This window comes from Serratia sp. CoH_122_TC_1, assembly GCF_058191755.1.
In genome coordinates this window covers 1-24,218 of record NZ_JBXWLA010000001.1, presented here as the reverse complement: position 1 = coordinate 24,218, position 24,218 = coordinate 1, and the positions used below count along the sequence as shown (strand labels likewise).

Below are 24,218 nucleotides of genomic sequence, written 5' to 3'. Positions count from 1 at the left end.
CTCATTTTTTTAAATAAAGCCTTAAATGAGACTTTTCTTACAACGTTGTCGTAAGTTATCCCATCTTGAACTTAAGTCAAATCGATCACTCTCTGAATACCCTTTCCCCATGCGGTTTATAAAGTATCGCCTAAGAAATCTCTTATTAATCAATTTAATGATCTATTTTTGTTAAATTAACTTTCTGTAATATCATGTTACATTTATTTATTTCCAATGACCCAGCTAACGTTTCTACACTCCGGCAATAGGTATTTATCCGAAATCTTCCGGCTTCAGAAAAATGCTTAAAAACATTGTGTCATGCTCGCTGGTGAATGGAATGTGCCTGCTTTTGACCCTGGCTTTATTGGCGTCGCTGGGTGACGTAAGGGAAGAATTGCTCTGGAATTATTAATATTTCTTATTAATTTCACGGTGGTATTGACCATTTCTATATATTTCATAGAACAGGGACAGCCATGTCTAACTCCTATCAGTCCGAGATCCCCAAAGCGCGCGTCAATATCAAACTCGACCTGCATGTCGGTGGGGCGCAGAAAAAAGTCGAATTGCCTCTCAAATTAATGGTGGTAGGGGATTACAGCAACGGTGCCGAGCAACGTCCGTTATCGGAGCGTGAAAAGGTCAACGTTAATAAAAACAACTTCGACAGCGTGATGGCCGAGTTTTCCCCTTCTGTAAACCTTTCCGTTGTAAACACGCGGGCCGGCGATGGCAGTGAGGAAAACGTCAGCCTTTCCTTCAATGAAATGAAAGACTTCGAGCCTGAACAGGTTGCCCGCCAGATACCCCAGTTAAAGGCGATGCTCGCTATGCGCAACTTGCTCCGTGACCTCAAAGCCAATCTTTTAGACAACCAAACCTTCCGTAAAGAGCTGGAAAAAATTCTGCTCGACCCAGCGCTGAGCGCTGAATTGCGCAGCGAACTGTCTGCTCTGGCACCGAAGCAAGCCTAGCGGTCGTGATGTTTAACGGATTAACGAAGAGAAAATGCTGATGTCTGTAAAAAATGAGAACGCCACGGGTGGCGAAAGCACCGTGCTGAAGAGTCAGGACGCGGGTAGTGTGTATGCCTCCCTGTTTGAAAAAATCAACCTGAACCCGGTGTCAGAGCTGAGTGCGCTGGATATCTGGCAGGACAACCAGGCGATGTCGGATGCGACCGCCGATGAGCGTCTGACTGCCGGGATGCAGGTCTTTCTGGAGTGTCTGACGAAAGCGGGTTCAAAAATCGAGAAGCTGGACAAAACGCTGATTGACCACCATATCGCGGAATTGGACTTTCAGATTAGCCGCCAGTTGGACGCAGTCATGCACCATGAGGCATTTCAGCAAACAGAAAGCACCTGGCGTGGGCTGAAATCCCTGGTTGACAAAACCGATTTCCGCCAGAACGTCAAAATCGAGCTGCTGGACCTGTCGAAAGACGATTTGCGTCAGGATTTTGAAGATGCGCCGGAGATTATTCAGAGCGGATTATACCAGCACACCTACACCGCAGAATACGACAGCCCGGGTGGGGAACCGATTGCCGCACTGATTTCTGCGTATGAGTTTGATGCCTCTGCGCAGGACGTCGCGCTGTTGCGCAATATCTCTAAAGTCTCAGCTGCCGCGCATATGCCATTTATTGGTTCTGCGGGCCCGAAATTCTTCCTCAAGGACTCGATGGAAGAAGTCGCGGCGATTAAAGATATCGGCAACTACTTTGACCGCGCCGAGTACATTAAGTGGAAATCCTTCCGCGAGACGGACGACTCTCGTTATATCGGTCTGGTGATGCCTCGCGTGCTGGGTCGCCTGCCGTATGGCCCGGACACCGTGCCGGTGCGCAGCTTCAATTATGTCGAGGAAGTGAAAGGCCCGGATCACGACAAATACCTGTGGACCAACGCCTCCTTTGCGTTTGCCGCCAACATGGTGAAAAGCTTCATCAACAACGGCTGGTGTGTACAAATCCGTGGCCCGCAGGCCGGTGACCTGCCGGAGCTGACCGAAGGGCTGGTCAGTCTGCTGTGGCCGCACTATCTGCGCACCATTCCGTCGATGTCGGTGGTGGAGTTCACCCCCGACTGGCGCGAAATGAAAGAACAGATGCGCATCGCCAAAGGCTTCGAGGTGAACTCGCGGCCGATCGGTGAGAAGGGTACGCGCTGCCGGTACACTACCACCCAAGAGGTTACCCTTCAGCCGCTGTCACTTGAAAGTGCGCGTCTGGCAACCGATGTGGATGGTCGCTCGGTTGTCACGCTTCGCTTTAGCTGCGGCGAACTGGCGGACTGGAGCCGTGTCGATCTCAGCCATATTCCGTTCTACTTTAATGCCGATGCGCCGCTGGCCTGCGCTATGCACGAAGCCTTCACTCTGAATGTGGCCCGGATATGGCTGCGGATGCCCGGCGATGCGGAAAGAAGACTGCTGGAGGGGCATTTCACTGCGCTTGGGTTTGCCGATGACGATACCCTCTGGCCGAAGAGCAACAGCAGTTTCAGCGGCTACCAGCTGTTGTTGGAGTACTTTACTTTCCGCGAGAAGTTCATGTTCATCGGCCTGCGTGGGCTGGAGACCGTGGCTTTTCCGGCTGAGCTTCCCTGGTTTGAAATTGACGTGGTGCTGGCGGAACGCTGGGCGCATGACTTCAGCTTTACCGAAAAACATCTGCGCCTGAACTGCGTGCCGGTGATTAACCTGTTCCCGCTGGAGTCCGACCCGCTGACGCTCAACTCCCTGCAGACCGAATACATGCTGCGCCCGATGCGCGTGCAGGATGGTCATACCGAGATATATGCGGTCGATTCGGTGATGTCATCAAGCCGGCATACCTACGTGCCGTTCTCGAGCTTTCGCCACAAGGGCGGAATGATGCGCCACGCAGCGCCGGAGTATTACTACCACACCCGAGTGCGTCGGGGGCCATCCGGGCTGCATAACACCTGGTTGATCCTCGGTGGTGAAGCCTTTGATAATCACACAATACCGGAAGATGAAAGTCTGTCGCTGACGCTCACCGGCACCAACGGTCAATTGCCGCGCCGGGCGCTGCAAAGCACGGTGCTTGATACGGTAATGAAAACCACCTCGGCCAGCATCGCCGTGCGCAACCTGTGTGCGCCGACGCTGCCCTGTTATCCCCCAGCGCAGGACCGTTTCCACTGGCGGGTGCTGAGCCATCTTGGCAGCGGGTTTCTGTCGATGATGGATAATGCCGACGTGCTGCGCGGTACCCTGGCGCTGTACGAGTGGACAGACAGTGAGATGAACCGCCGTCGCCTTGAGGCCATCCTCGACGTGAAACACAGTGAAACGGAGCGTTTTGAGCAGGGCTACCTGGTACGCGGCGTGCAGATTGAAGTGACGCTCGACAGCCACGGCTTTGCGGGAAGAGGGGATATCTCCCTGTTCGGGGAGATGCTGAGCCGTTTCTTCGCCTTGTACACCGATATCTATCTGTTTAACCGCCTGATTATCATCCTGCAACCGACCGGAGAGCGCCTGGAATGGGAAGAGAAGCACAACCGCCGTATTCCCGGCTGAGCCCGCGACTGGAAGCCGACCTTCACCGCATTAACTTTTACCGTTTCTGTCAACTGCTGGAGAAGCGTAATCCGGGCAAACCGCTGATGGGCTCAACCAGCCATCCTGGTGACGACCCGGTACGCTTTGCGCCCCATCCAGGGATGGGCTTTCCTGCCAGTGAGTTGAAGGCAGTTGAGTACGACGAAGATGATGACAGTAAACCACCGGTCATCCGCACCACATTTATGGGAATGTACGGCGTGGATTCGCCACTGCCGACAGCCTATCTTGATGACATTACCCAGCGCCGGGAAGGGCATGAGGCACTGCAGGGTTTTCTGGATATCTTCAGCCACCGTATCCTGACCCAGTTTTACCGCATCTGGCGTAAATATTCCTACCCGGCAACGTTCGAGCCCGGAGGCACAGACAGCATCTCTCAGTCTCTGCTGGGTCTGGTGGGGCTGGGTATTCCCGGCACCGCAAACCATATTGCCACACCCGTGTCCCGCTTTCTGGCGCTGCTGGGTGTGCTGCAGCAACCGGGCAAAACCCAGGAAGGAGTGCAGGCGTTGGTGACCCTGCTGGCCCCGAATACCACTGTGCAGGTGAGTCCGTACTGCCTGCGTCCGGTGGCGTTAAGTCAGCCGCTGGGTTTTTACGGCGATGATGATTTTCTTTTGGACGGCAACACGCCGCTCGGCGATGAAGCGATGGATGCCGCTAGCCAACTGCGGATTGCGCTCACGACAGATAGCGAACTGGAAGCGCAGGGCTGGAAGCCGGATGGTCTGCTCTATCAGGATTTTCTGGTGATGCTGCGGGTGTATCTCGGCTGGCGCTTTAAGGCAAAAATCACCCTGACGACCCATACCCGACTGCTGGTGGCTCCGCCGCTGGGCGAGGGGCCTTTCTGGCTCGGCATGAACGGCGTGCTGGGCGCTGAAGAGGGGGAACTCTCAGAGGATATTCCTCAGATCTTCACGACGGAGCTGGGCTATTACAGCGGTATGAAACCTGCCACACCACAACAAGGAAACCGACGTGTTACGTATACGTTTAACTAGAACCGCACGCTGGCTGTTGCCGCTGATAGCATTCAGCCTGGCGGGATGCGGGGTGACGCAGAGCGTCACCGATGGCACCAAGTCGGCCTTCAGCGCCCTCTTTTACAAGAAGATTAAGGTCCTGCACCTGGATTTCACGGCACGTGAGGCGTTGAATACCGACTCCCGCGAGAGCAACGCGTTGTCCGAGCCGGTAGTGGTTCGCGTTTACCAGCTGAAAGACCGCAAGACCTTCGATAAAACGGTCTATCAGCAACTGCTCAAGGATGACGGCATCATTCTGAAAGACGACCTGCTTGCCAACCGTGATGTGGTGCTGAAACCGGGCGGGGATGTGAACCTTGACATGCCGATGGAAGAAGAGGCGCAGTTTGTGGCGGTGGTGGGGTTATTCCGCCATCCGGATATGGACAATAACACCTGGAGGCTGACGATGGGCCGTGAAGAGCTCGATCCGGACAAGGCCCGGGTGATCGAGGCCGGAAACAATCATCTGACGCTGCTCCACGTAAAGGATAAGTGATGCCTCATACTCACCAATCACCTTCGCTGTATGAAATGCTCACCGGTCATTTTACCGGGGGCTTTGGTCTCAATCAGGTCAGCGAAGAAAATCAGGTCATATTGTCCGTGCTGGACAATATGCAGCGCATTCTCAACTGCCGCGCCGGCACGCTGGCTCATTTACCCGATTATGGCCTGCCTGATATGGCGAAAATCCTGCAGGGAATGCCGGGGACCGCCCATCAATTGATGGGGATGCTCTCAGAGGTACTGCTGAAATATGAACCACGCCTTAAAAACGTTGATGTAGTGATACAGGAGCAGACTCAGCCCGGTAAGCTGCGTTACGCCATCGATGCAGAGCTGAAGAGCATAGGTCTGGTGCGTTACGGCACCGAGTTTATGCCTGAGGGGAGGGTGTTGCTGCGCCACCTGAAACAACAGCAGTATCTTGATAATTCGCTGTAAGCCTGAGCAAACTGGATGGCACCAGCGCTTTGGTATTCCCTTCTTATATGGACATTCTGAATGAAATTGCAAACCAGCATAAACAATAACCCTCCGGCGTGGTAGACGAGTTAAATGGATATCTGGTCATGAAAGACTTTCCTTCCCGTAAAATCAAAACCGGTAGCGACCCGCGCACACTATCGGATTATGTCACCCTGCGCGATGAACTGAGTAAGCTGACGCATCCTGCGCGCCCGGATGTGAACTGGCGTTATGCTGAAAAACTTTGCCTTTCGCTGTTTGAGCAAAATGGTGTGGAGCTGCAAACGGCAGCCTGGTACACGCTGGCCCGCGCGCAGCTGGCCGGAGTGTTCGGTCTGAATGAAGGATTATCCATCCTGGAGACCCTGATAAGCCATCAATGGGGCGTGCTCTGGCCGCAGCCGGTACATGCCCGCATGGAAATTCTAAGCAGTCTGAGTCAGCGGCTACAGCAACTGATGCGTATGCTCCCCCTGAATTACAGCGATCTTAGCCAACTTTATCGGGCGGAACAGCACCTTGCTCGCTTGGGGGCAGTATTACAGCGCCTGGAGCTTAAACATCTCAGTCAGCTCGATACCCTACGTACCGTTATGCACAACAATGCCGTCAGACTGGAAAACAGCGATGACGCAACCCGCACCGCTCCGACTATTCAATCAGGTATCACGTTGCCTGCTACGGTGATGAATGATGCAGGGGCATCCACCGGGGCTCTTTCCGGTAGTCCGGCGGAGGAGAATAGTGCAGCGGACAGCGCAGAGAAATGGATATACGTTGCGCAGCCGGAACAACAGCCGAGCGTAGAAGTTTTGAGGGCGACACCAGCACTGGAAAAAAAGTGGAAATCCTTTACTGCTGGAATGTTCACCATGCTGGTGATAAGTGCGGTAACGGTGTGGGGCTGGCATGTCTTACACCGACCTGACCCGTTACAGGCTCAGTTTGCTGCCTCCCTGGCGCCGTTACCCGCAATACTCACGCCTGAACAATTGGATATGTTGCGTCAGCAATCTCCGTTACCACACACTGTAATCGCACAAACAGAGCAGCAGCTTGCCCGGCTGGACAAGCTTCCCCCTGGCTGGAGTATTGCCTACAGCCGGCAGCTTCTGGAACAGGCTCAGTCGTTGTGGCCGGAACAGGCTAAGCCTCTGGTACGACAGTGGCAGCGGCAGTTGAACGCTGCCAGCATACCGACAGAAAACCTGAATGGCTGGTATCAGGGAATGGCAACGCTACAAAAGCTGAGTGACAGGCTGAACGGGCTTGATGAACAGAAAGGTAAATACATGACCGTCAGTGAGCTGAAATCAGTGGTATTTTCCACCATGCAGTCCTTTAATCAATCGATACCGGCTGAAGAGCAACTGCGAGCATTGTCAGAAAAACCGGCTCAAGAACCTTTACCTGCCGCGGCTATGGCTCAACTGGAGATGCATCTGAAGCAACTGACTGTCCGTTATGCTGAAATAAAACTGAAAGCATCAAAATAAACAAATGTTAAGAACTATGAGCGTTGCTACTCTTTACCCGAATAACCGTGTCCGATGGACTAACGTCGTTTTTCGTCCCTGGAGTGACGAAGAATGACGCTACGGGAAAAGAATATGCATCTGAGTGTGGCTGAGCTACAGGATGCTCTGTTTCCGGACAGGACCAAAGAAACGGTGGAAAAAGCGCGTTTTTTTGTGTCCAGAAAAGTGCGTTGTACCGCGGGCATAAAAAAGCCGCCCCGGATGGGGCGGCCGTGTCGTCGCTGAGGGGATTAGCGTACCAAGTGCAGGAAGTGCAGATGCTTCTCGTACTGGTCAAGAATATCGTGAATGATCTGCTCTTGTGTCCAACCCATCACATCGTAATCCTGCCCACCTTCTTTCAGATGCACCTCACCACGATAGTATTTATGTTCTTCGTCGCGTTCCTCATCGTTCAACCCAGCCAAGGCAAAGGCCGGTTGAATGTAAGCACGCAGGCGAACTTCATAGACAAAGTTCAGATCTTCACCCAAATCAACTTCAAAACGGATGCGGTCGTCCTGCGAATCGTCAATCGAGGACGTGGTGTTTTGTTTAGCTAATTCGGCCTCCACCAACATCATGGCTGGCTGAACCACTTCACTGACAAAACGTTTTACCTGAGAACGTTTCGGGAAGTAGGCAATATTACGTAAGCGTCGCTGCCACGAGATTGGGTTACGTGCCGCAGTCGGTGCAATCGTGGTCATCACTTGGCTATCGCGTTTGTACGCATCGATACGCAAGGCTTTTAATAACCCGTAGATCGACACCAGCAAGATCATCGAGAACGGCAGGGCACTGGCAATGGTTACGGTTTGCAACGCGCTCAGCCCGCCGGCAATCAGTAATGCAATCGCGACGACCCCCATCATTGAGGCCCAGAAGATCCGCTGCCAGACCGGCGTTTTATCTGTGCCGCCGGAAGCTAACGTATCAACGACCATCGCTCCAGAATCCGCAGAAGTGACAAAGAACACCACGACCATTGCCATCGCGATAAACGACAGAATATTAGAGAACGGGAAGTGCTCCAGGAAGTTGAACAGCGCCAGAGCTACGTCGTTTTGCACCGTGTTGGCCAGATCGCGCGCGCCTTCGTTCATGATCAGATTGATGGCGCTGTTGCCGAAAACGGTCATCCAAAGCAGCGTAAAGCCCGCCGGAACGAACAGCACACCGGTGACAAACTCACGAATAGTACGTCCACGAGAAACGCGGGCTATGAACATACCCACGAATGGCGACCATGATAACCACCAGCCCCAATACAGCAGTGTCCAACCGCCCAACCAGTTGCTGGATTTTGGCTCGTAAGCATAGAGGTTAAAGGTTTTACTGACGATATCGGAAAGGTAGCCACCGGTATTTTCAACAAAGGATTTTAAAAGCAGTACGGTTGGCCCAAGCGCCGCGACCAATACCAATAACAATACGGCCAAACCGAGGTTCAGTTCGGACAGAATGCGGATCCCTTTGTCCAGACCAGACACTACCGACAGCGTTGCCAGCCCGGTAATCACCACGATCAGAATTACCTGTACCGTGGCGTTGATCGGCAAACCAAACAGGTGGTTGAGGCCGGCATTAACCTGTAATACGCCATAACCCAATGAGGTTGCGACGCCAAACACGGTACCGATCACCGCAAAAATATCTACCGCATGGCCAATCGGCCCATAAATGCGGTCGCCAATGATCGGATACAGTGCCGAACGTAGCGTCAGCGGCAAACCATGCCGATAGCTAAAGAACGCCAAAATCAACGCCACGATGGCATAAATCGCCCAGGCATGCAGGCCCCAGTGGAAGAAGGTTAGGCGCATTGCCTGTTTAGCCGCTTCCACTGTTTCCGGCGTCCCGGTTGGGGGCGAAAGGTAGTGCATCACCGGCTCGGCGACGCCAAAGAACATCAGGCCAATACCCATCCCGGCAGAAAATAGCATGGCGAACCATGAAACATAGCTAAAGTCTGGCTGGGCGTGATCCGGTCCAAGCTTGATATTGCCGTAACGCGATAAACCCAGATAAGTCACGCTTAACAGGATCAGTGCAACCGCCAGAATGTAAAACCAACTGGCGTTCGTGAATATACCCTGTTGCAGCGTTTTGAATTTACGATCGGCTAATTCAGGATAGAGGGCGGCAAATGCCACCAGGACGATGATTAATGCTGCAGAGATAAAAAATACCGGAGGATTGATATGGCTACGACGTGCCACAATTTCAGTGTCGTTTTGGCTCATAGAATACCTTCTAGCTAGTCCGTTAGGGAAATGGGGTTAATCCTTTAAAACAACGCCATAAAAAATGAGCAAACAACGTGCCCGTGAAATTTAACGCGATAAGTATATCGAAAAAACGACGAAATTGACATTTTTTGGTTTAAACGGCTATTTTGAACACCTTTATTAGACGTTTTAGCTATATAAAAATAAAACAATCAGGGCAGGTAATTCCCTCTTTTCGAAGGAAAAAATGCGTTAGCTGTATCAGTAATACCCGTATGCACATAAATACAGCATCAGGTTGGCAAATAGGGGGCATATTGGTAACACAACGGTGTTGTTAGCGCGTGGTAGAGCAGATCGTGATAGAAACGCCTATAACAGTGGTCAGAACCCAGGAGGATGTGCCGTTAACTATTGATCAGGGCAATGCAAAGGTTAGAATAGGGTTACGCGATTGTGTTTCGCGCTGTCATGGAGATCAAGATGAGTGGGTATCAAATAGCATTGTGGACGATGATCTTTCTGAAGTCGGGTGCATTTCTGGTGTTTGTTTGGTGGTGGATGTTCAAGCGTGCAACCAAGCCTTATGTCCGTCCCCAAGATGTTGTTATTGACGAGACACCGGATGATGACAATCTGACAATGGAAGAAGTGATGAAGAAACACGGAATTACGCGTGTGGAAAATCAAACCCACTAAGTATTCCTCGCCGTGTCCTGTCCACATCAGACAGAGCCTATCTCTACATGACTTGCAGCCACACCTGCAAGCCAGGAATCACTTCCCGGCTTGCACGTCTTTGGGTTAACGCCGTTTCCTTCCGATCAACCACACCATGATTAACAACGCCAATACCGCAATGCCGATAGCCGGAGCCATATAAGGCTGTAACCGGGCCAGCAAGGGTATTGGTCCGCCCTGTCTCAATACGGCAACGTCTACAGCGCTGACTTTAACCGCCGGGTTGCCATACTGTTGCAGGACATAATTGCTGATAGCGGCGATCTGCCGATCGTTTAGCGGATTAACATATGACTGCGGGCCAAAGTTCGGCATCAGTACGTGCTGGTCGCCGACCTTACGTTCTACGCCGAACAGTATGGCCGAGATCAGGTTGGCTGGGTTGCTGGCGCCAGTGGCAGTATTGTTGAACAGTGAAGGATAAGCCTGGTTTTTACTGCCGCTACCGTCCGCCTGATGGCAACTGGCGCAGTTGCCGCTGAACAATGCCGCGCCGTCGGTCAGGGTGTTATTTGCATTGGCTGGATGTAACCCGCGCAGTTGCGCTTCTACATTAAACGGCTTGCCGTAGCTATCAGCAGCCTGATGGTCGTTGGCGTCTCTGATTGGCGTCGTGCTTTTCAGGTAAACGGCAATGGCCGATAAATCCTCATCGGAGAAATATTGCAGGCTGTTTTCGATAGCCTCGGCCATACCGCCAGCCGCCTGGTTCTTGCCGGCGACCTGACCCGTTTTCAAATACTGAACCAATTGCTGCTCGTTCCAGCCGCCAATGCCGCTGATGGGATCAGACGTAATATTCGGAGCATACCAACTGCCGACCATGCCGCCTGCCAGTGCCTGGCCACTGTCCTCCGCCATCAGCACGTTGCGTGGCGTATGGCAGGTATCGCAATGCCCTGGCCCATTGACCAGATAAGCCCCTCGGTTCCATTGTTCACTCTTGCTGGCATCCGGTGCGAATCGGCCCTCTTTCAGGAACAACAGATTCCAAGCCGCCATGCTAAAACGCAGGTTGAATGGGAATGGCAGATCGGTCAGCGTATTTTTCTGATCGACAGGTTTCACGCCGTGCATAAAGTAAGCGTACAGCGCCTTGATGTCCGCATCGCTCAGTTTTGTATAAGAGGTGTAGGGCATTGCGGGATAGAGATGGGTGCCATCGGCACGAATCCCGTCCCTGACCGCATGCGCAAACTGCTCTTCGCTATAACTGCCGATGCCTTCAGCGTTTGAAGGGGTGATGTTGGTCGCGTAAATCACCCCCATAGGGGAACTGATGCCATAGCCGCCGGCATAAGGCGTACCTCCTCCCGGTTGGGTATGGCACGCCTGACAGTCCGAGGCGATGGCAAGGTGCTCACCTTTTTTGATTAGCGCAGCGCCGCTCAACGCGGTGTCATCCGCGGCTTGTGCGACGCCACCGCCAATAAGCAGCAGAGATAACAGTGTTAGTTTCAGCTGTTTTTTCATGCTTTCACCGCCAGCTTACGCGCAATGTCATCTGCGGCCTTGATGCCTAATGCCGCCATGGTCAGGGTACTGTTCACCACGCTGGCAGACGGAATGGCGCCACCGCCCGGTAACCAAAGGTTGGCATGGTCGTGAGCCCGGCAGTTGCCGTCTACTACCGAGTCTTTGGGGTTATTGCCCATAATGGTGCCACCCATAATATGGTTATTGGCATTCAAGCTGGTGGTGATGTTGAACTCTTCGGCGTCAAACAGCTGGCCTATATGCTCAAGCTGTTTATGTGCAGCCTCAGCGCCTTTGCGAACATAATCACCAACGTCGTAATGGATGTCTGGGCAAGGCAGACCATGAGCATCTGTACGGGTTTTACTCAATGTCAGGCGATTATTTGGATCTGGTAACGGTTCCAGACTAATAGAGAGATCGACGCCATAGGCGGCACGTCGGCGGATCTCAGCATCTAACTCTTTACCGACTAACCCTTTCGCCAAAGCCTGCTGGGTGGCAGGAACCACCCGGTTGATATTGTTGAGGATCATTTTATTGGCTGAGTAATCCTTGCGGAACTCGCCGTCACGTGGGCCAACCAAGCAGCTGCTTTGGGCGGGGCCACGCCCCAGCCAGAGCGGTTCTTTCGCCAGGAAAGTACAGTGGAAACCAGAGTGGTCCATCATATTGCGGCCAACCTGATCGGACGTGTTGGCAATGCCGTTCGGGTTGCGTTCGTTTGCCGCCATCAGCAGCAGGCGCGGTGTTTCTATACCGTTGCAGGCGAGTGCGAAAGCGTTGGCTGTGGCCTTGTGGGATTGTTTTTTGTTGTCCAGCCAATGGACGGCGGTAACCTGGTTCTGTTCATCAGTATCGATCTTGTATACCACGGCTTCTGCCAATACCACGGCGCCTTTCATTTCAGCACGCTCAACGTGATGGATGCCGTTGTACATAGCACCTATCGGGCAAATAGGTTGGCAGTTGTTATTACCACAGCACGTCGGGCGGCCTTTCCACGGGTGGATGCTTCGCCCCTGTGGAATAGGAACTGAACGGTAACCGTGCGGGTTAACCACTTCAGCAAAACGGATATCGCCGTGAGCCCAGGGCACCATATCCATCGGATAAGGCTTACTGCGCTCAACCGGAGACTGTTGTTGCGGATCGTTGGGACCGGCGACGCCGATCTCTTCCTCAGCCCGGCAATAGTAGGGTTCCAGCTCGTCATAAGAGATGGGCCAGTCGCGGCCAACGCCGTATAACGTTTTCATTTGAAAATCACTGGGCACGTGGCGCCAGCAAGAGGCGGCCCAATGCCAGGTGGTACCGCCGACGGTACGCAGATAACCCTGTTTGAAACTGCCGGCACTGGGGCCGCTCAGGGCTACATAGTTATTTTCCGGGAAATAAAGCGGTGCGGTGGCAAACTCTGATTGCGGGTATAACCCCTGGTAATCGGAGCCAGCGCGGTTATCAAAAGGCATATTGCGCCAGTTCTCAACAGCCTGGGCACGTTCTATACGCAGGCCAGCTTCCAGTACCAGCACGGAAAAGCCTTGGCTGACCAATTGATCGGCCATCATGCCGCCGACAATACCGGAGCCTACGATCACGATATCAGCCGATGCATCGCCATCGGCGGTAAATACAGGTTTTTTCATTAAAAAGCTCTCAGATCACAGGGGAACATTGACGGCAGGCGGGGTAGCGGTCCACCACAGCGGCCCATTGCCACAATAGGTAGGAACGATCAGGGCATCGCTGGCGGGGCGATACATCAACGCGTCTTTATAGGCGATCAGTTCTGCCGTTTGCCCGTGGCCGACGGTACCGGTGTACCATGCGGTGATGATTGCCGTAAGCACGTCTTGCAGGCCTGCCTGTGTCGCTTGCTGTTGCAACTGTTTTGCACTTTGGCCTGTGTGCAGCAAGCCGCTGATCTGCTCAATCTGCGAGCTAAACTGGGCATCCCGGTTATGCAGCGCGGTAAAAATACGCGCCGACATTCCCTGATCGATATCCTCATGTTCAGTTAATGTCTGAGAAATTTTGAAGAAACGAGCAAACTGCAACGGGTTGGCCGCGGCGGTATGTTGTTCCGCTTGACTGAGGAAAGGATAGCTAAGCAGGGACGTTGCCAGCAGGGTTGAGGCCAGTCCCAACAGGACTTCTCGTCGACTGAAACCGGTTCCATTTTTGGCCGGTAATCCACCATCGTCCGATAACAAGTTTTCCATGTGTTTTTCTCACAGCAGGTGTTAGTGCCGAATAAGGCAAAGGGAAGCGGGTAAAGAGTGATAAAAAATAATCAACAATGGAATAACTCCATTGTTTATAGTTTTGCGTCTAATAGTTTTGGAGAATATTAACTTGGCGATAACCTTTCGGCAATAAACTTGCTCAGGTGTCATGACAAAACAGCACGTAAAGAACAAAAAAAGCAGGGGCAACGCCACGTTAGGTTGGGAGAGGGCAATATAACTACGATTATTGAGGGGTAAACAATCAGCGCATTGAGCGACATTGGCCGCGCGATCTCAGAGCAAAATAGAAAACTAATAAAGCTTATTTATATTTTCTCTGCCGTTATTATTTTTTAATCCAAACAAATAAAAAAACCCGCCGCAGCGGGTTTCCGGTGAATAGGTTAACTTTTGCAGCCCATCAGTTCCGGCAGAACACCCGGTTTGGCCTTGAGTGAAGCCTGCACATCATCCGGCAGACCCGCCCAGATAATTAACCCAGTGCGCTTTTCGATTTCATTCACTGTCACGCGGTACTGGCAGAAGTCGGCATTCTTCGGGGTGTTTTGATCAAACAGAAACGCGGCATAGTGGTTCACCTCCGGGCTGTTGTTGATGAAGATCACCTTCCAATAAGCACTCGGGATCGTATGTGCTTTTTGAGTACCCGGCAATTTGCCCATATCACGCTCGTACAGTGGGCCAGTTACGGTATACACCGAGCTGATGTCTGCTCGATCAATCAGTTTTCGTTCCTGATCTTCCAATCGCGCCCAAGACCCTTGGTTCAGATCGGCCATTTGTGGCGTGATGTTGGAAAGGTAGTTCAAGGATTCCCAGTCTGACACACCCGCCAATGACGCCAGCGGTGCCTGATGCCCACGATCCACCTTCAGCGCTGCATTGGCGCCGGTATAGTCTGCCGGCACCAGCGTATCAGCTGGGTTCAGCGCCGGATCGGCCTTCCAGTTGCGTGTCTTGCCACTGGCAGGCGTGTCCTTGGTAATGTGATAAGCCACCCAGTTGGCGAATTTGGTGGTGCTATTGTTATTCAACGTATAAGCATGACGAACGATTGACAGGTTACTGCTGCCGCCCGTTGGGCAACCGACCGCACAGTTGTCGATAGACTCCAGCGTGTCTGCGGAGGCCTGGGCAGTAAATAGCAGTGCGGCGATAGCGAACATCTTGTTAAAGCGCATATTCATATCCTCAATAAGTAAAATTATGCTGTATGTATATACAGTAAAATTAACTTATCTCAATGAAACGAATACAACAATGAAACACATTCACATTACGAATGTGTCATCGTTGGTACAGCACAGTGGGTAATTAATAAAGAGACTGGGCTGACAGCGCCGTAAAAGTATTAAAAACGCCAAAAGGCGCGTGAGCAGAGGATCAGCATAGGGTAGATCTCAAGACGCCCAAGCAGCATCGCCGCGCACATCAACCATTTTGCAGCGTTGCTGAGCGTGCCAAAACCGGCGGCTGTTTCCCCGAATCCCAGGCCCATATTATTGATACAGGCGGCGACGGTCGCAAAAGAGGTGACCAGGTCATAACCCATCAGGTTCAGCAACCAGACGAAGAAACAGCTGAAAAACACGTAGAGGAAAAAGAAGCTCCAGACAGAACGCAACACGCGATCCTGAATGGGGGCGTTGCCGACCTTGATCGTGAAAACGGCGTTAGGGTGCACCAGTTGGTTAATCTCATGCCGGCTCTGTTTGTACATAATCAGAAAACGCAGCGCTTTGATGCCACCGCAGGTTGAGCCGACGCAGCCACCGAAAAAGCTCGCTGCCAGAAGGAGCATGATTGTGTGGGAGGGCATTTTGGCATAGTCGGCGGTGGCTAAACCATTATCGGTCATCATCGAACTGGTGAGGAAAAAACCGTGAACGAAGGCGTCCTTGGCACCGTACATCCCCGAACGGTAAAGCTCGAAACAGACAATCGCCACGATGATCGACAGTACCAACAGGAAAAAACGCAGTTCCGGGTTTTTATACAGTGGTTTCAGGCTGCGGCGGCCCACGGCGACGAAATACAGCGTGAAATTTACTGCCGCCAAAATAGAAAAAATACCGCCGACCATTTCGACAGCCGAACTGTCGTAATAGCCCAGGCTCTCATTACGGGTGGAGAATCCCCCGAGTGAAACGGTGGAAATCCCATGGCAAAGGGCATCGAACCACGGCATACCGGCAAGACGAAATGCGACCGTACAGGCCAGCCCCAAGCCGAGATAGATAAGCCACAGATTTTTAGAGGTGTCGGCCAGGCGCGGGGTCAGACGTTCTTCTTTAAAAGGCCCAGGCATTTCCGATTGATAAAGCTTGGCACCCCCAATGCCCAACAACGGCAACACTGCGACGGCCAAGACAATGACGCCGAGACCACCGATAAAATTGAGTTGAGAGCGGTAGTAGAGGACGGATTTAGGTAAGCCAGAGACGTCATTAAGTACCGAGGCACCCGTGGTGGTAATACCGGAGACGCCTTCAAACATGGCATCTGTCAGGCTGATGTTTAACGTGTTATCCATCCACAATGGCAGGGCACTGACGACAGAGAACAGAAGCCAAAACATCACAATGATCAGAAAACCGTCTTGAGTGCGCAATTGTACCCTGGACTGTCGGGTACTGAACCAGCCCAGGCCGCCAAGTGAGCCGGCAATGACCAACGTATAGAAGAAGGAAAAGACGCTTTTTTCTTTATATAAAAGTGCCACCAGTAGAGGTGGGATCATCGACAGGCTGTAAAGAAAAACTAAAAAACTGCAAAGGTGAATAACGACCAGAATCTGCTTGTTCTTGACCATACTTGCGCCCGAGTTGCCTGTCGGCAATGCGTCAATTTATTCTTTAAGAATACAAAGAATAAGGCAGACGATATAAAAAAAACGTAAAAATTCATATCGCCTGAGAAGGTTGGCACGTTTTTTAACCGTGCTGGTGATTATTCCAACAGGTTATTTACAGTGCGACGCACGTATTGCGTCATTTGCGCCAGATCCTCGGGTGACACCGGGCCGCCGCCGGCACGTACCACTTGTTGTTCTATTTGAGCGATCTCTTGCTCGACTTTATTGGCAATCTGCACCTTGACGATTTTATCCACCGACGAGAGCAGGACTTTAAGTACCACTTTCAGTGCCACATTCTCGCAGAACGAATCGTAGTGATGGATCGCAGGCGGCGCCGCAGGGGGTTCGGGTGCGCGCGGGGCCATAGCCTTAAAACTGTCTACATTTTCAATAATAAGATCCATGTCTCTTATTAGTTCATCAAAATCTTTAGACACTGACTTATTTCCCTTCGCTATGCGCAAAAACAGAACGCCCGTCATCAGGGCAAATGCCGATGCTTGACGGGCAGAACGAATTTCGACCGTGACGTTCAGGTAGTGAATGGCAGGCTGAGCGGCATTTTAACCTTGCTGCGGGTTGGCAACAAGATGGGGCCGAACGAATCAACGGCCCCGTCAGGCAGGTAACGGCAGGTTATCGCTTAACTTTTCAGCTTGGTGGTGATTTTCGTCACGTGTTCACCCTGGTAGCGGGCGATAGTCAGCTCTTCTTGGCTAGGTTGGCGTGATCCGTCGGCACCGGCAATGGTTGTTGCACCGTAAGGCGTGCCGCCGCGCGTATGGGAAACGTCAAACAGTTCTGGGGTGGCGTAGCCGATTGGTACAATAATAAAACCGTGGTGCGCCAACGTGGTCCAGGTGGAGGTGATCGTGTGCTCCTGGCCGCCGCCTGTTCCGGTAGAGGAAAAGACGCTACCTACCTTGCCATATAGCGCGCCAGAAGCCCACAGCCCGCCCGTCTGATCGAGGAAGGTGCGCATCTGCCCAGCCATGTTGCCAAAGCGCGTCGGCGTGCCGAAGATAATACCATCGTAATCGGCCAGTTCCTGTGGCGTAGCGATAGGGGCTTTTTGATTTTGCTTACCGCCCGCTTTGGCAAAGGCGTCTGCCGGGATGGTTTCCGGAACGCGTTTGAGTGTGACTTCAGCACCACTGACTCTGCGGGCGCCTTCTGCAACCGCCTCTGCCAGGGTTTCAATATGTCCGTACATTGAGTAATACAGAACCAAAATTTTCGCCATGTTCCTTGCTCCGTTCGGGGGGATTGAAAGATATGCCCCCTAAGCATAGGAGTGAATGCGGAACTTATCCTTACGGCGTTATTTTATCCCTGCCACTGCCAGCAGTGCACCAAAGGTGATCAGCAAACCACCAAACACCCTGTCGATGCCTTTACGCAGCCGCAGGAGGCGCGCATTGATACCGGGCGCGGAAAACAGCAGGGCGACGGCACCGAACCAGAGGATATGAGCAAGTGCAATGAATAATCCGTAACCTATTTGCACACTCAATGGCGTCTGTGGGTTAACCACTTGCATAAACAGGCTGACGATAAAAATGGTGGTTTTGGGGTTTAGCACGTTAGTTAAAAAGCCAGTTTTCAGCGCGGCGAAGTCGCTAACGGCGGTCGGCGTGGCCGAAGAGTCTACCGTATTGGTGCCGGCGTGGCGCAGCATACTGACGCCAAGGTAGATCAGGTAGGCGGCACCCACCGCTTTCAACAGCGTGAACAGCCACAATGATTGTTGGATCAATACACCCACCCCAATCAGGGTATAGCTGACGTGGATAAGCACACCAGCGCCAATGCCGCAGGCAGTCAGCACGCCGGCACGGCGGGAAAGCAGCAGGCTATTGCGTGACACCATAGCGAAATCGGGCCCCGGGCTGATGACGGCGAGTAAAGTGATGGTGACGACAGCGATGAGTTCGGTCATAGTTATCCTGTAGGAAAATCAGAAGAGAGTGGCTGATTTATAAAAGGAATGGCCGACGGTGACAAACGATGAAAACTGACGATATCGGTGAGAAAAACTCACGCAAGATTAACCGGCCGCTGTCGCTGGGGGGCTTGCGTTGTTTTGAGGCGGCAGCAAGGTTGGAAAGTTTCACTCAGGCGGCAAACAGCCTGAGCCTGACGCACGGCGCGGTCAGCCGTGCGGTCAGGGCGCTGGAAGATGAGCTCGGCGTTGCGCTGTTCGAACGCCGCCATCGGCGGGTACATCTCACTGATGGCGGAAGAATGCTGTTGCAAGCATCACAACAGGCGTTCGGCATTCTGGAACATACGGCACAAACACTGCGACAGCAGGCGCAGGATGCCCCGCTGGTCTTGTCGTGTGAGCCGACGCTGTTGATGCGTTGGCTGATACCGCGTTTGCCTGCTTTTCAGTTAGCACACCCTGATATCAACCTGCAGCTGGTTGCGGGGGGCGGGCCGTTTTCGTTTCAAGACGGTATTAGCGCCGCTATCCGCCGTAACGATTTTGACTGGGGCGATAAACTGCACAGCGTGGCGCTGTTCGATGAACGGGTCGGGCCGGTGTGCAAGCCTGAAATGGTGCAACGTTTTATTGCCGTTAATGCTGGCCAGTCCACCCTGAGTCATGATGCCGTATTGCTGCATTCCGCTACGCGTCCCGATGCCTGGCAACAGTGGGCGCAGTTCCAGGGTATGGCACTTGAGGGGCGAACGGACCAGCGTTTTGATCACTTTTACTTCAGTTTGCAGGCGGCGGTGGCGGGGATAGGTGTTGCTATCGGCCCATGGCAGCAGGTGCGGGATGACGTTGCTTCCGGGTTGTTGAGTGCGCCTTTTGGCTTCATGCCGGATGGTAGCGGCTACTGCTTGCTGACGCCGCAGGAAATCCAGCCGGACAGTGCTCTGGCCCGGCTGGCCGAGTGGCTGCAGGTTACGGCATACGCCTGAGTTTTTGTGCCAGGCGTTGCTGCTGCCAGCGGCTGATGACGTCACGTAGCAGTAAGGTCCGCATAGCCCGCATGAGGATCGCGAAGCTCATACCGCCGATGGCCCACAGCGACCAGAGGTATTGCGGATGGGTAAACCAGTTGATGGCAAACAGCATCAGGCCGATAAGGGCAAAACGTACCGCCATGCTCAGCAACTTGGCTTCCGCTTCAACCTGCCGACGAAGCGTTTGTTCGGCCTCACCCGTGTTTTCATCTTGTGCGGGTATCGGCTGATAGAGGTCGCTGACCTGTACTCCCAATACGGCGGCAATTGCGGTCAGGGTTTCCAGGCTGGCTTGCTCGCCATTTTCAATACGTTGTACGGTGCGGGTACTGAGGCCGGCGATAGTGGCCAATTGTTCCTGTGACCAGCCCTTGTCCAGCCGTAGTTGCCTGATGCGGTAGGTTTGCATTGCGTTCTCCAACGTGAGTCATCACTAAGGCAAAGTGTAGGGGCAGACATTGCCGATCGCCACGACAGCAACATGACATATGCACGACAGACAGGTGACAGCGCAGGGAAAACGCGGGCTGCCGTGGTGATCAGAAGGTGACGTTGCGAATAAAACGTAACGGGTGATTTGTCCGGTTAGCGTAAGCATAGTGCTGATCGCTGTTGAATACCTGGGTTTGTCCGGCATCCAGAATCAATGTTTGCTGTTCCAATACCAACGTCAGGCTGCCGGCGATCACGTAGATAATTTCGCTCCAGCCTTCAGCATCGGGCACGGAGTCATAGTGTTCGCCCGGCATCAATGTCCATTCCCACAGTTCAACCCGTTGGCGCGCCGGCACGCTGGCGGAGAACAGCGCCTGGCTTTCTGGTTGCTGCCCTTGCCAGGCCAACTCACCCACCAGGTGGCTACCGCGTGCTTCGGGCGCTTGGATCAGATCGGTGAAGGCGATATTCAGTGCGTCGGCGAGCTTGTCCAGTACCGCCAGACTAACGTTGCGGTCACCGGCTTCAATACCCGCCAGCATGCGGCGGCTGACACAGGATCTTTCTGCCAACGCGACTTGGCTTAGTCCCGCATGTTGGCGATAGCTGCGCAGATTGCTGCTCAGATATTGCAGCACCTTGGGCGCTTCATGTTTACCGCTGTTCTCTGCATTGCTCATCCGCGGGCTTTACCTCATACTGGCAGGATCTGTGCATTATATTGCACCCAGCAGGAAGGGCAAGCCGGTGTCTGCAGTAAAAAAATCCTTTATTTCCACCTTTATACCCACGATAAAGCGGCAGGAAGCGGTGTTGATTTTTATCACCATGATCTGGGGCGGAACCTTCCTGGCGGTACATTACGCGATGAAGTTCAGCGGCCCGTTCTTTTTCGTGGGCTTGCGATTTGCCGCCGCCACCTTGGTGCTGATGCTGTTCTCCTTTCGCACGTTGCGTGGGCTGACCTGGTATGAATTAAAAGCGGGCGTGTTTATCGGTATTGCCATTATGTTCGGTTACGGCCTGCAAACCGTGGGGTTGCAAACCATATCCAGCAGTCAGTCGGCGTTTATTACCGCTATGTATGTGCCGATGGTACCGCTGTTGCAGTGGCTCGTGCTGGGGCGTTTCCCCGGCGTGATGGCGTGGGTCGGCGTGTTGTTGGCATTCACCGGCTTGATGCTGCTGGCGGCACCGAGCAGTACCGACATGACGCTCAGTGTGGGTGAGCTACTGACCTTGATAGGTACGTTGGGCATGGCTGCCGAGATCATTTTGATTGGTGCCTATGCCGGCAAGGTGAATGTTAAACGGGTAACGGTGGTGCAATTGGCGACAGCCTCGGTGGCGGCGTTTTTGATGATGGTGCCGACCGGCGAGTCTGTGCCGCCGTACTCCCATTATTTGCTCTACAGCGCGATAGGACTGGGGCTTGCCAGCGCCATCATTCAGCTAACGATGAACTGGGCGCAGCGCAGTGTTTCACCGACACGTGCCACGGTTATCTATGCGGGCGAGCCGGTGTGGGCCGGGCTGGTTGGGCGCCTTGCCGGTGAGCGCCTGCCCGGGATCGCGTTGTTAGGTTGTGCATTAATCGTATTAGGGGTGTTGGTCAGCGAACTGCGCATACGCCGCAAAGGAAAAGCGGCGGCGCTTGCTGAATAAGGCCCGGTTGCCGGGCCATTGCGAGGCATTAACGCAGGGGGCTGTCCGCCAGTGGCAATGTTTTCCGCTTGCGCAACAGCGCGTTGAGGATAATGGCACCGAATGTGGCGGTGCCGATACCCCCCATAGTGAAGTTGCCAATGGTCAAGGCAAAATCCCCGGCGCCCAGCACCAACGTAACCGCCACCATAATCAGGTTGCCGTTATCACCAAGATCTACATGGTTCTGCACCCAGATACGTGCGCCGGCGACGGCAATTAAACCGAACACCACGACGGATGCGCCACCTAGCACGGGACCGGGAATCGTGTGAATCAGCGCACCGAACTTCGGTGAAAAGCCCAACAGGATAGCTACGATAGCCGCCGCAACGAATATCAGCGTAGAGTAAACTTTGGTCACGGCCATTACGCCGATATTTTCAGCATAGGTGGTCACCCCGGTACCGCCCACCGAGCCAGATAGCAGTGTGGCCAGCCCGTCACCGACGAAGGCGCGGCCGATGTAAGGATCGAGATCCCGGCCGGTCATTACCGCCACGGCTTTCACATGCCCGAGATTTTCTGCCACTAAAATAATCGCTACCGGGGCGATCAGCAGCATAGCGTGCAGGTTAAATACTGGCGTGGTGAACTGTGGTAATCCAAACCAAGCGGCGTGGTTCAGTGCGCTGTAATCCACCGGTTTGCCAAGACCAAAACCGTTGGTTGCCACCACGTAGATCAGATAGGCGACGATTAACCCCACCAGAAGCAATAGCCTCTGCATCAACCCGCGGGTAAATACGGCTACCGAGCCAATACAGAGAATGGTGACCACCGCCATCCAACTGTCAAAATGGGAGGCCGAAACGCTGCGTACGGCGATAGGTGCCAGGTTAAGCCCAATCGCCATGACCACGGCACCTGTCACCACCGGCGGCATCAGACGCTCTATCCAGCGTGTTCCAACGCTCATCACCACAAAGCCGATGAACAGATACACCAGGCCGCAAGCGATGATACCGCCGAGTGCCAGCGCAATATTGGGGTTGGCCCCTTGGCCGCTGTAACCTGTCAGGGTGATGACCAACCCGACAAAAGCCGCACTGGAGCCGAGGTAGCTCGGTACCCGTCCACCTACCACCAGAAAAAACAGCAGCGTGCCGATACCGGACATTAAAATCGCCAGATTTGCATCAAAGCCCATCAGGAGTGGCATCAGAACGGTGGCACCAAACATCGCCACCGCATGCTGTAAACCCATCACCAGCGTCTGCGCAAGCGGTAACCGTTCATCGGGTGCGACGATTGCACCGTCCAGACTGCCTTGTTTCACGCGCCATAGAGGAAACCAGGTATTCGCCATCGTTATCTCCAAAATTGTGTGGGGCAGATTTGCGGTGTGGGTGAGCCTGCTTCAGGCTGTTATTCGCCAGTTACTGTTTCAGCAAAGAGTGATAACGCCGATCGAAGTAGGCCAGGCCGTGGCCGTCGTCATTACGGGTTAGCGCCACGACCTGGCAGAACAGAATGTCGTGGGTGCCGACACTGACCAGTTGGCTAATCTGGCAGTCGAAAGACACGATGGCACCGTGCAGAATCGGGGCGCCGGTTACCAGCGTAGACCAGCGTGCCGCCGAGAATCGCAGGTCCATCGGTGTTTTACCGCCGAACAAATTTGACAGCGACTCGTGTTCTGCTGCCAGCGTATTAACGCACAGCGTTTGGTTCTGTTTGAACACCGAATAGACCGATGCCGATCGGTTCAAGCACACCAACAGAGTGGGCGGTGTGTCGGTGACACTGCATACCGCGGAGGCGGTAAAACCGGCACGGCCTCCGGGGCCGTCAGTAGTAATAATATTCACCGCCGATCCCAGGCGTGCCATGGCATCGCGGAAGTCTTGTTTTTCTACGCACCGCGGTTGTAGCGGTGCATCGGCAAGCAGCATGTGGCTTTGCATGAGGTTCCTCCAGGTCTAGAGTACGAAGCTGGTTTTGGCGTTCGGCGCTTTCAGCAACCAGTCCAGCAGGATGCGATTAAAGCTCTCGGTGTCGGTCACGCTCATGGCATGGCCGCCGTATCCCATTTCTACGAGTTCGCCATTCGGCAGGCTTTGAGCCAACTGATGCGAGCAGCGATAGGGCACCAGCAGGTCGTCACGGGAACACAACGCAAGAGTCGGCGTGGTGATGTCCGCCAGGTACGGCCGGAAATCCGTGTTCACCAATGCCTTCAGGCGGCGCAACAGGTTCTCCGTGCCCTGAAAATGTGCGGTCTGATGCCGCAGTTCTTCATCCAGCAGGGCCTCATGCTGTGACAGCCAGTCGGCGGGGAACAGGAAGAGAGGTTGGGCACGTATGTAGGCCTCCACACCGCTGTTGAGTAACAGGTCCTGACGGACGTTAAAGCAGCGCCGGGTCTGGCTGTCCAGCGTCGACCAGCCGTTGACCACCACCAGTTTTTCGACCAACTGCGGATGGGTAAGTGCTAATTGCAGGCC

At 53.5% G+C, this 24,218-nt stretch carries 22 protein-coding genes and 1 pseudogene; 9 read left to right on the top strand and 14 right to left on the bottom strand.

Going from position 1 to position 24,218, the window contains the following annotated elements; genetic code table 11:
• Positions 1–461 precede the first annotated feature (461 nt).
• The 6 genes from tssB to AC2FC2_RS00090 all read left to right on the top strand — a co-directional run bounded on the left by tssB (position 462) and on the right by AC2FC2_RS00090 (position 7,078).
• A complete protein-coding gene (gene tssB, locus AC2FC2_RS00115) occupies positions 462–959 on the top strand; it encodes a type VI secretion system contractile sheath small subunit (RefSeq protein ID WP_209632622.1) in 498 nt (165 codons plus the stop codon).
• Positions 960–999: 40 nt separating this feature from the next.
• On the top strand, positions 1,000–3,537 hold the full coding sequence (gene tssF, locus AC2FC2_RS00110; RefSeq protein WP_490658504.1) for a type VI secretion system baseplate subunit TssF: 2,538 nt from the start codon (positions 1,000–1,002) through the stop codon (positions 3,535–3,537).
• Entirely contained in the window at positions 3,501–4,586 is a 1,086-nt protein-coding gene (gene tssG / locus AC2FC2_RS00105; RefSeq protein ID WP_490658503.1) for a type VI secretion system baseplate subunit TssG, read from the top strand. The genes tssF and tssG overlap by 37 nt, the downstream gene beginning before the upstream one ends.
• The gene (gene tssJ, locus AC2FC2_RS00100; protein ID WP_490658502.1) at positions 4,564–5,109 is read left to right on the top strand and encodes a type VI secretion system lipoprotein TssJ; all 546 of its coding nucleotides are present in this window, start codon (positions 4,564–4,566) and stop codon (positions 5,107–5,109) included. The genes tssG and tssJ overlap by 23 nt, the downstream gene beginning before the upstream one ends.
• On the top strand, positions 5,109–5,558 hold the full coding sequence (gene tssE, locus AC2FC2_RS00095; protein WP_209632641.1) for a type VI secretion system baseplate subunit TssE: 450 nt from the start codon (positions 5,109–5,111) through the stop codon (positions 5,556–5,558). The genes tssJ and tssE overlap by 1 nt, the downstream gene beginning before the upstream one ends.
• 128 nt (positions 5,559–5,686) lie before the next feature.
• On the top strand, positions 5,687–7,078 hold the full coding sequence (locus AC2FC2_RS00090; protein WP_490658501.1) for a VasL domain-containing protein: 1,392 nt from the start codon (positions 5,687–5,689) through the stop codon (positions 7,076–7,078).
• Between the two features lie 272 nt (positions 7,079–7,350).
• Here AC2FC2_RS00090 and AC2FC2_RS00085 read toward each other — a convergent pair whose 3' ends face one another.
• Positions 7,351–9,345 carry a BCCT family transporter gene (locus AC2FC2_RS00085; protein WP_209632643.1) on the bottom strand — a complete coding sequence of 665 codons (1,995 nt, stop codon included), beginning with the start codon at positions 9,343–9,345 and terminating at the stop codon, positions 7,351–7,353.
• 468 nt (positions 9,346–9,813) lie between these two features.
• On the opposite strand from AC2FC2_RS00085, the gene AC2FC2_RS00080 reads away from it, so the two are divergent.
• On the top strand, positions 9,814–10,029 hold the full coding sequence (locus tag AC2FC2_RS00080; RefSeq protein WP_037419327.1) for a hypothetical protein: 216 nt from the start codon (positions 9,814–9,816) through the stop codon (positions 10,027–10,029).
• A gap of 105 nt (positions 10,030–10,134) precedes the next feature.
• Here AC2FC2_RS00080 and AC2FC2_RS00075 read toward each other — a convergent pair whose 3' ends face one another.
• The 8 genes from AC2FC2_RS00075 to AC2FC2_RS00040 all read right to left on the bottom strand — a co-directional run bounded on the left by AC2FC2_RS00075 (position 10,135) and on the right by AC2FC2_RS00040 (position 18,595).
• On the bottom strand, positions 10,135–11,544 hold the full coding sequence (locus tag AC2FC2_RS00075; protein WP_265555076.1) for a c-type cytochrome: 1,410 nt from the start codon (positions 11,542–11,544) through the stop codon (positions 10,135–10,137).
• A complete protein-coding gene (locus AC2FC2_RS00070) occupies positions 11,541–13,196 on the bottom strand; it encodes a GMC family oxidoreductase (RefSeq protein WP_265555073.1) in 1,656 nt (551 codons plus the stop codon). Before AC2FC2_RS00070 ends, AC2FC2_RS00075 begins: the two co-directional genes overlap by 4 nt.
• A 15-nt stretch (positions 13,197–13,211) precedes the next feature.
• Positions 13,212–13,772 (bottom strand): sorbitol dehydrogenase family protein, encoded by a 561-nt coding sequence (locus AC2FC2_RS00065; RefSeq protein WP_490307720.1) that lies wholly within the window; start codon positions 13,770–13,772, stop codon positions 13,212–13,214.
• Between the two features lie 410 nt (positions 13,773–14,182).
• Entirely contained in the window at positions 14,183–14,980 is a 798-nt protein-coding gene (locus AC2FC2_RS00060) for a DNA/RNA non-specific endonuclease (RefSeq protein ID WP_209632647.1), read from the bottom strand.
• Between the two features lie 170 nt (positions 14,981–15,150).
• Positions 15,151–16,611, bottom strand: a complete 1,461-nt coding sequence (locus AC2FC2_RS00055) for a TrkH family potassium uptake protein (protein WP_209632648.1) — start codon at positions 16,609–16,611, stop codon at positions 15,151–15,153.
• A gap of 137 nt (positions 16,612–16,748) precedes the next feature.
• Positions 16,749–17,060, bottom strand: coding sequence for a hypothetical protein (locus AC2FC2_RS00050; RefSeq protein ID WP_037419344.1), 312 nt, complete (start codon positions 17,058–17,060; stop codon positions 16,749–16,751).
• Between the two features lie 239 nt (positions 17,061–17,299).
• Positions 17,300–17,899: an NAD(P)H:quinone oxidoreductase gene (gene wrbA / locus AC2FC2_RS00045; protein ID WP_209632649.1), complete on the bottom strand. Its 600-nt coding sequence runs from the start codon at positions 17,897–17,899 to the stop codon at positions 17,300–17,302.
• A gap of 78 nt (positions 17,900–17,977) precedes the next feature.
• Complete coding sequence (locus AC2FC2_RS00040) at positions 17,978–18,595, bottom strand: LysE family transporter (protein WP_209632650.1); 618 nt, start codon at positions 18,593–18,595, stop codon at positions 17,978–17,980.
• A gap of 68 nt (positions 18,596–18,663) precedes the next feature.
• On the opposite strand from AC2FC2_RS00040, the gene AC2FC2_RS00035 reads away from it, so the two are divergent.
• A complete protein-coding gene (locus AC2FC2_RS00035; protein WP_209632651.1) occupies positions 18,664–19,587 on the top strand; it encodes a LysR family transcriptional regulator in 924 nt (307 codons plus the stop codon).
• Here the strand turns inward: AC2FC2_RS00035 and AC2FC2_RS00030 are convergent.
• Both AC2FC2_RS00030 and AC2FC2_RS00025 read right to left on the bottom strand, forming a co-directional pair.
• Entirely contained in the window at positions 19,571–20,041 is a 471-nt protein-coding gene (locus AC2FC2_RS00030) for a helix-turn-helix domain-containing protein (RefSeq protein ID WP_265555061.1), read from the bottom strand. The genes AC2FC2_RS00035 and AC2FC2_RS00030 overlap by 17 nt on opposite strands.
• Before the next feature lie 130 nt (positions 20,042–20,171).
• Positions 20,172–20,747, bottom strand: coding sequence for a helix-turn-helix domain-containing protein (locus AC2FC2_RS00025; protein ID WP_490658500.1), 576 nt, complete (start codon positions 20,745–20,747; stop codon positions 20,172–20,174).
• A gap of 67 nt (positions 20,748–20,814) precedes the next feature.
• Between AC2FC2_RS00025 and AC2FC2_RS00020 the strand changes: the two genes are divergently transcribed.
• Positions 20,815–21,732, top strand: coding sequence for a DMT family transporter (locus tag AC2FC2_RS00020; RefSeq protein ID WP_265555057.1), 918 nt, complete (start codon positions 20,815–20,817; stop codon positions 21,730–21,732).
• A gap of 28 nt (positions 21,733–21,760) precedes the next feature.
• On the opposite strand, the gene rutG is transcribed toward AC2FC2_RS00020, so the two are convergent.
• The 3 genes and pseudogenes from rutG to AC2FC2_RS00005 all read right to left on the bottom strand — a co-directional run.
• Complete coding sequence (rutG, locus tag AC2FC2_RS00015) at positions 21,761–23,080, bottom strand: pyrimidine utilization transport protein G (RefSeq protein ID WP_490658499.1); 1,320 nt, start codon at positions 23,078–23,080, stop codon at positions 21,761–21,763.
• A gap of 70 nt (positions 23,081–23,150) precedes the next feature.
• Positions 23,151–23,678 (bottom strand): NADH-dependent FMN reductase RutF, encoded by a 528-nt coding sequence (gene rutF, locus AC2FC2_RS00010; protein ID WP_490658498.1) that lies wholly within the window; start codon positions 23,676–23,678, stop codon positions 23,151–23,153.
• 15 nt (positions 23,679–23,693) lie between these two features.
• Positions 23,694–24,218 (bottom strand): annotated as a pseudogene (locus AC2FC2_RS00005) (pyrimidine utilization protein D); the annotation flags it as partial.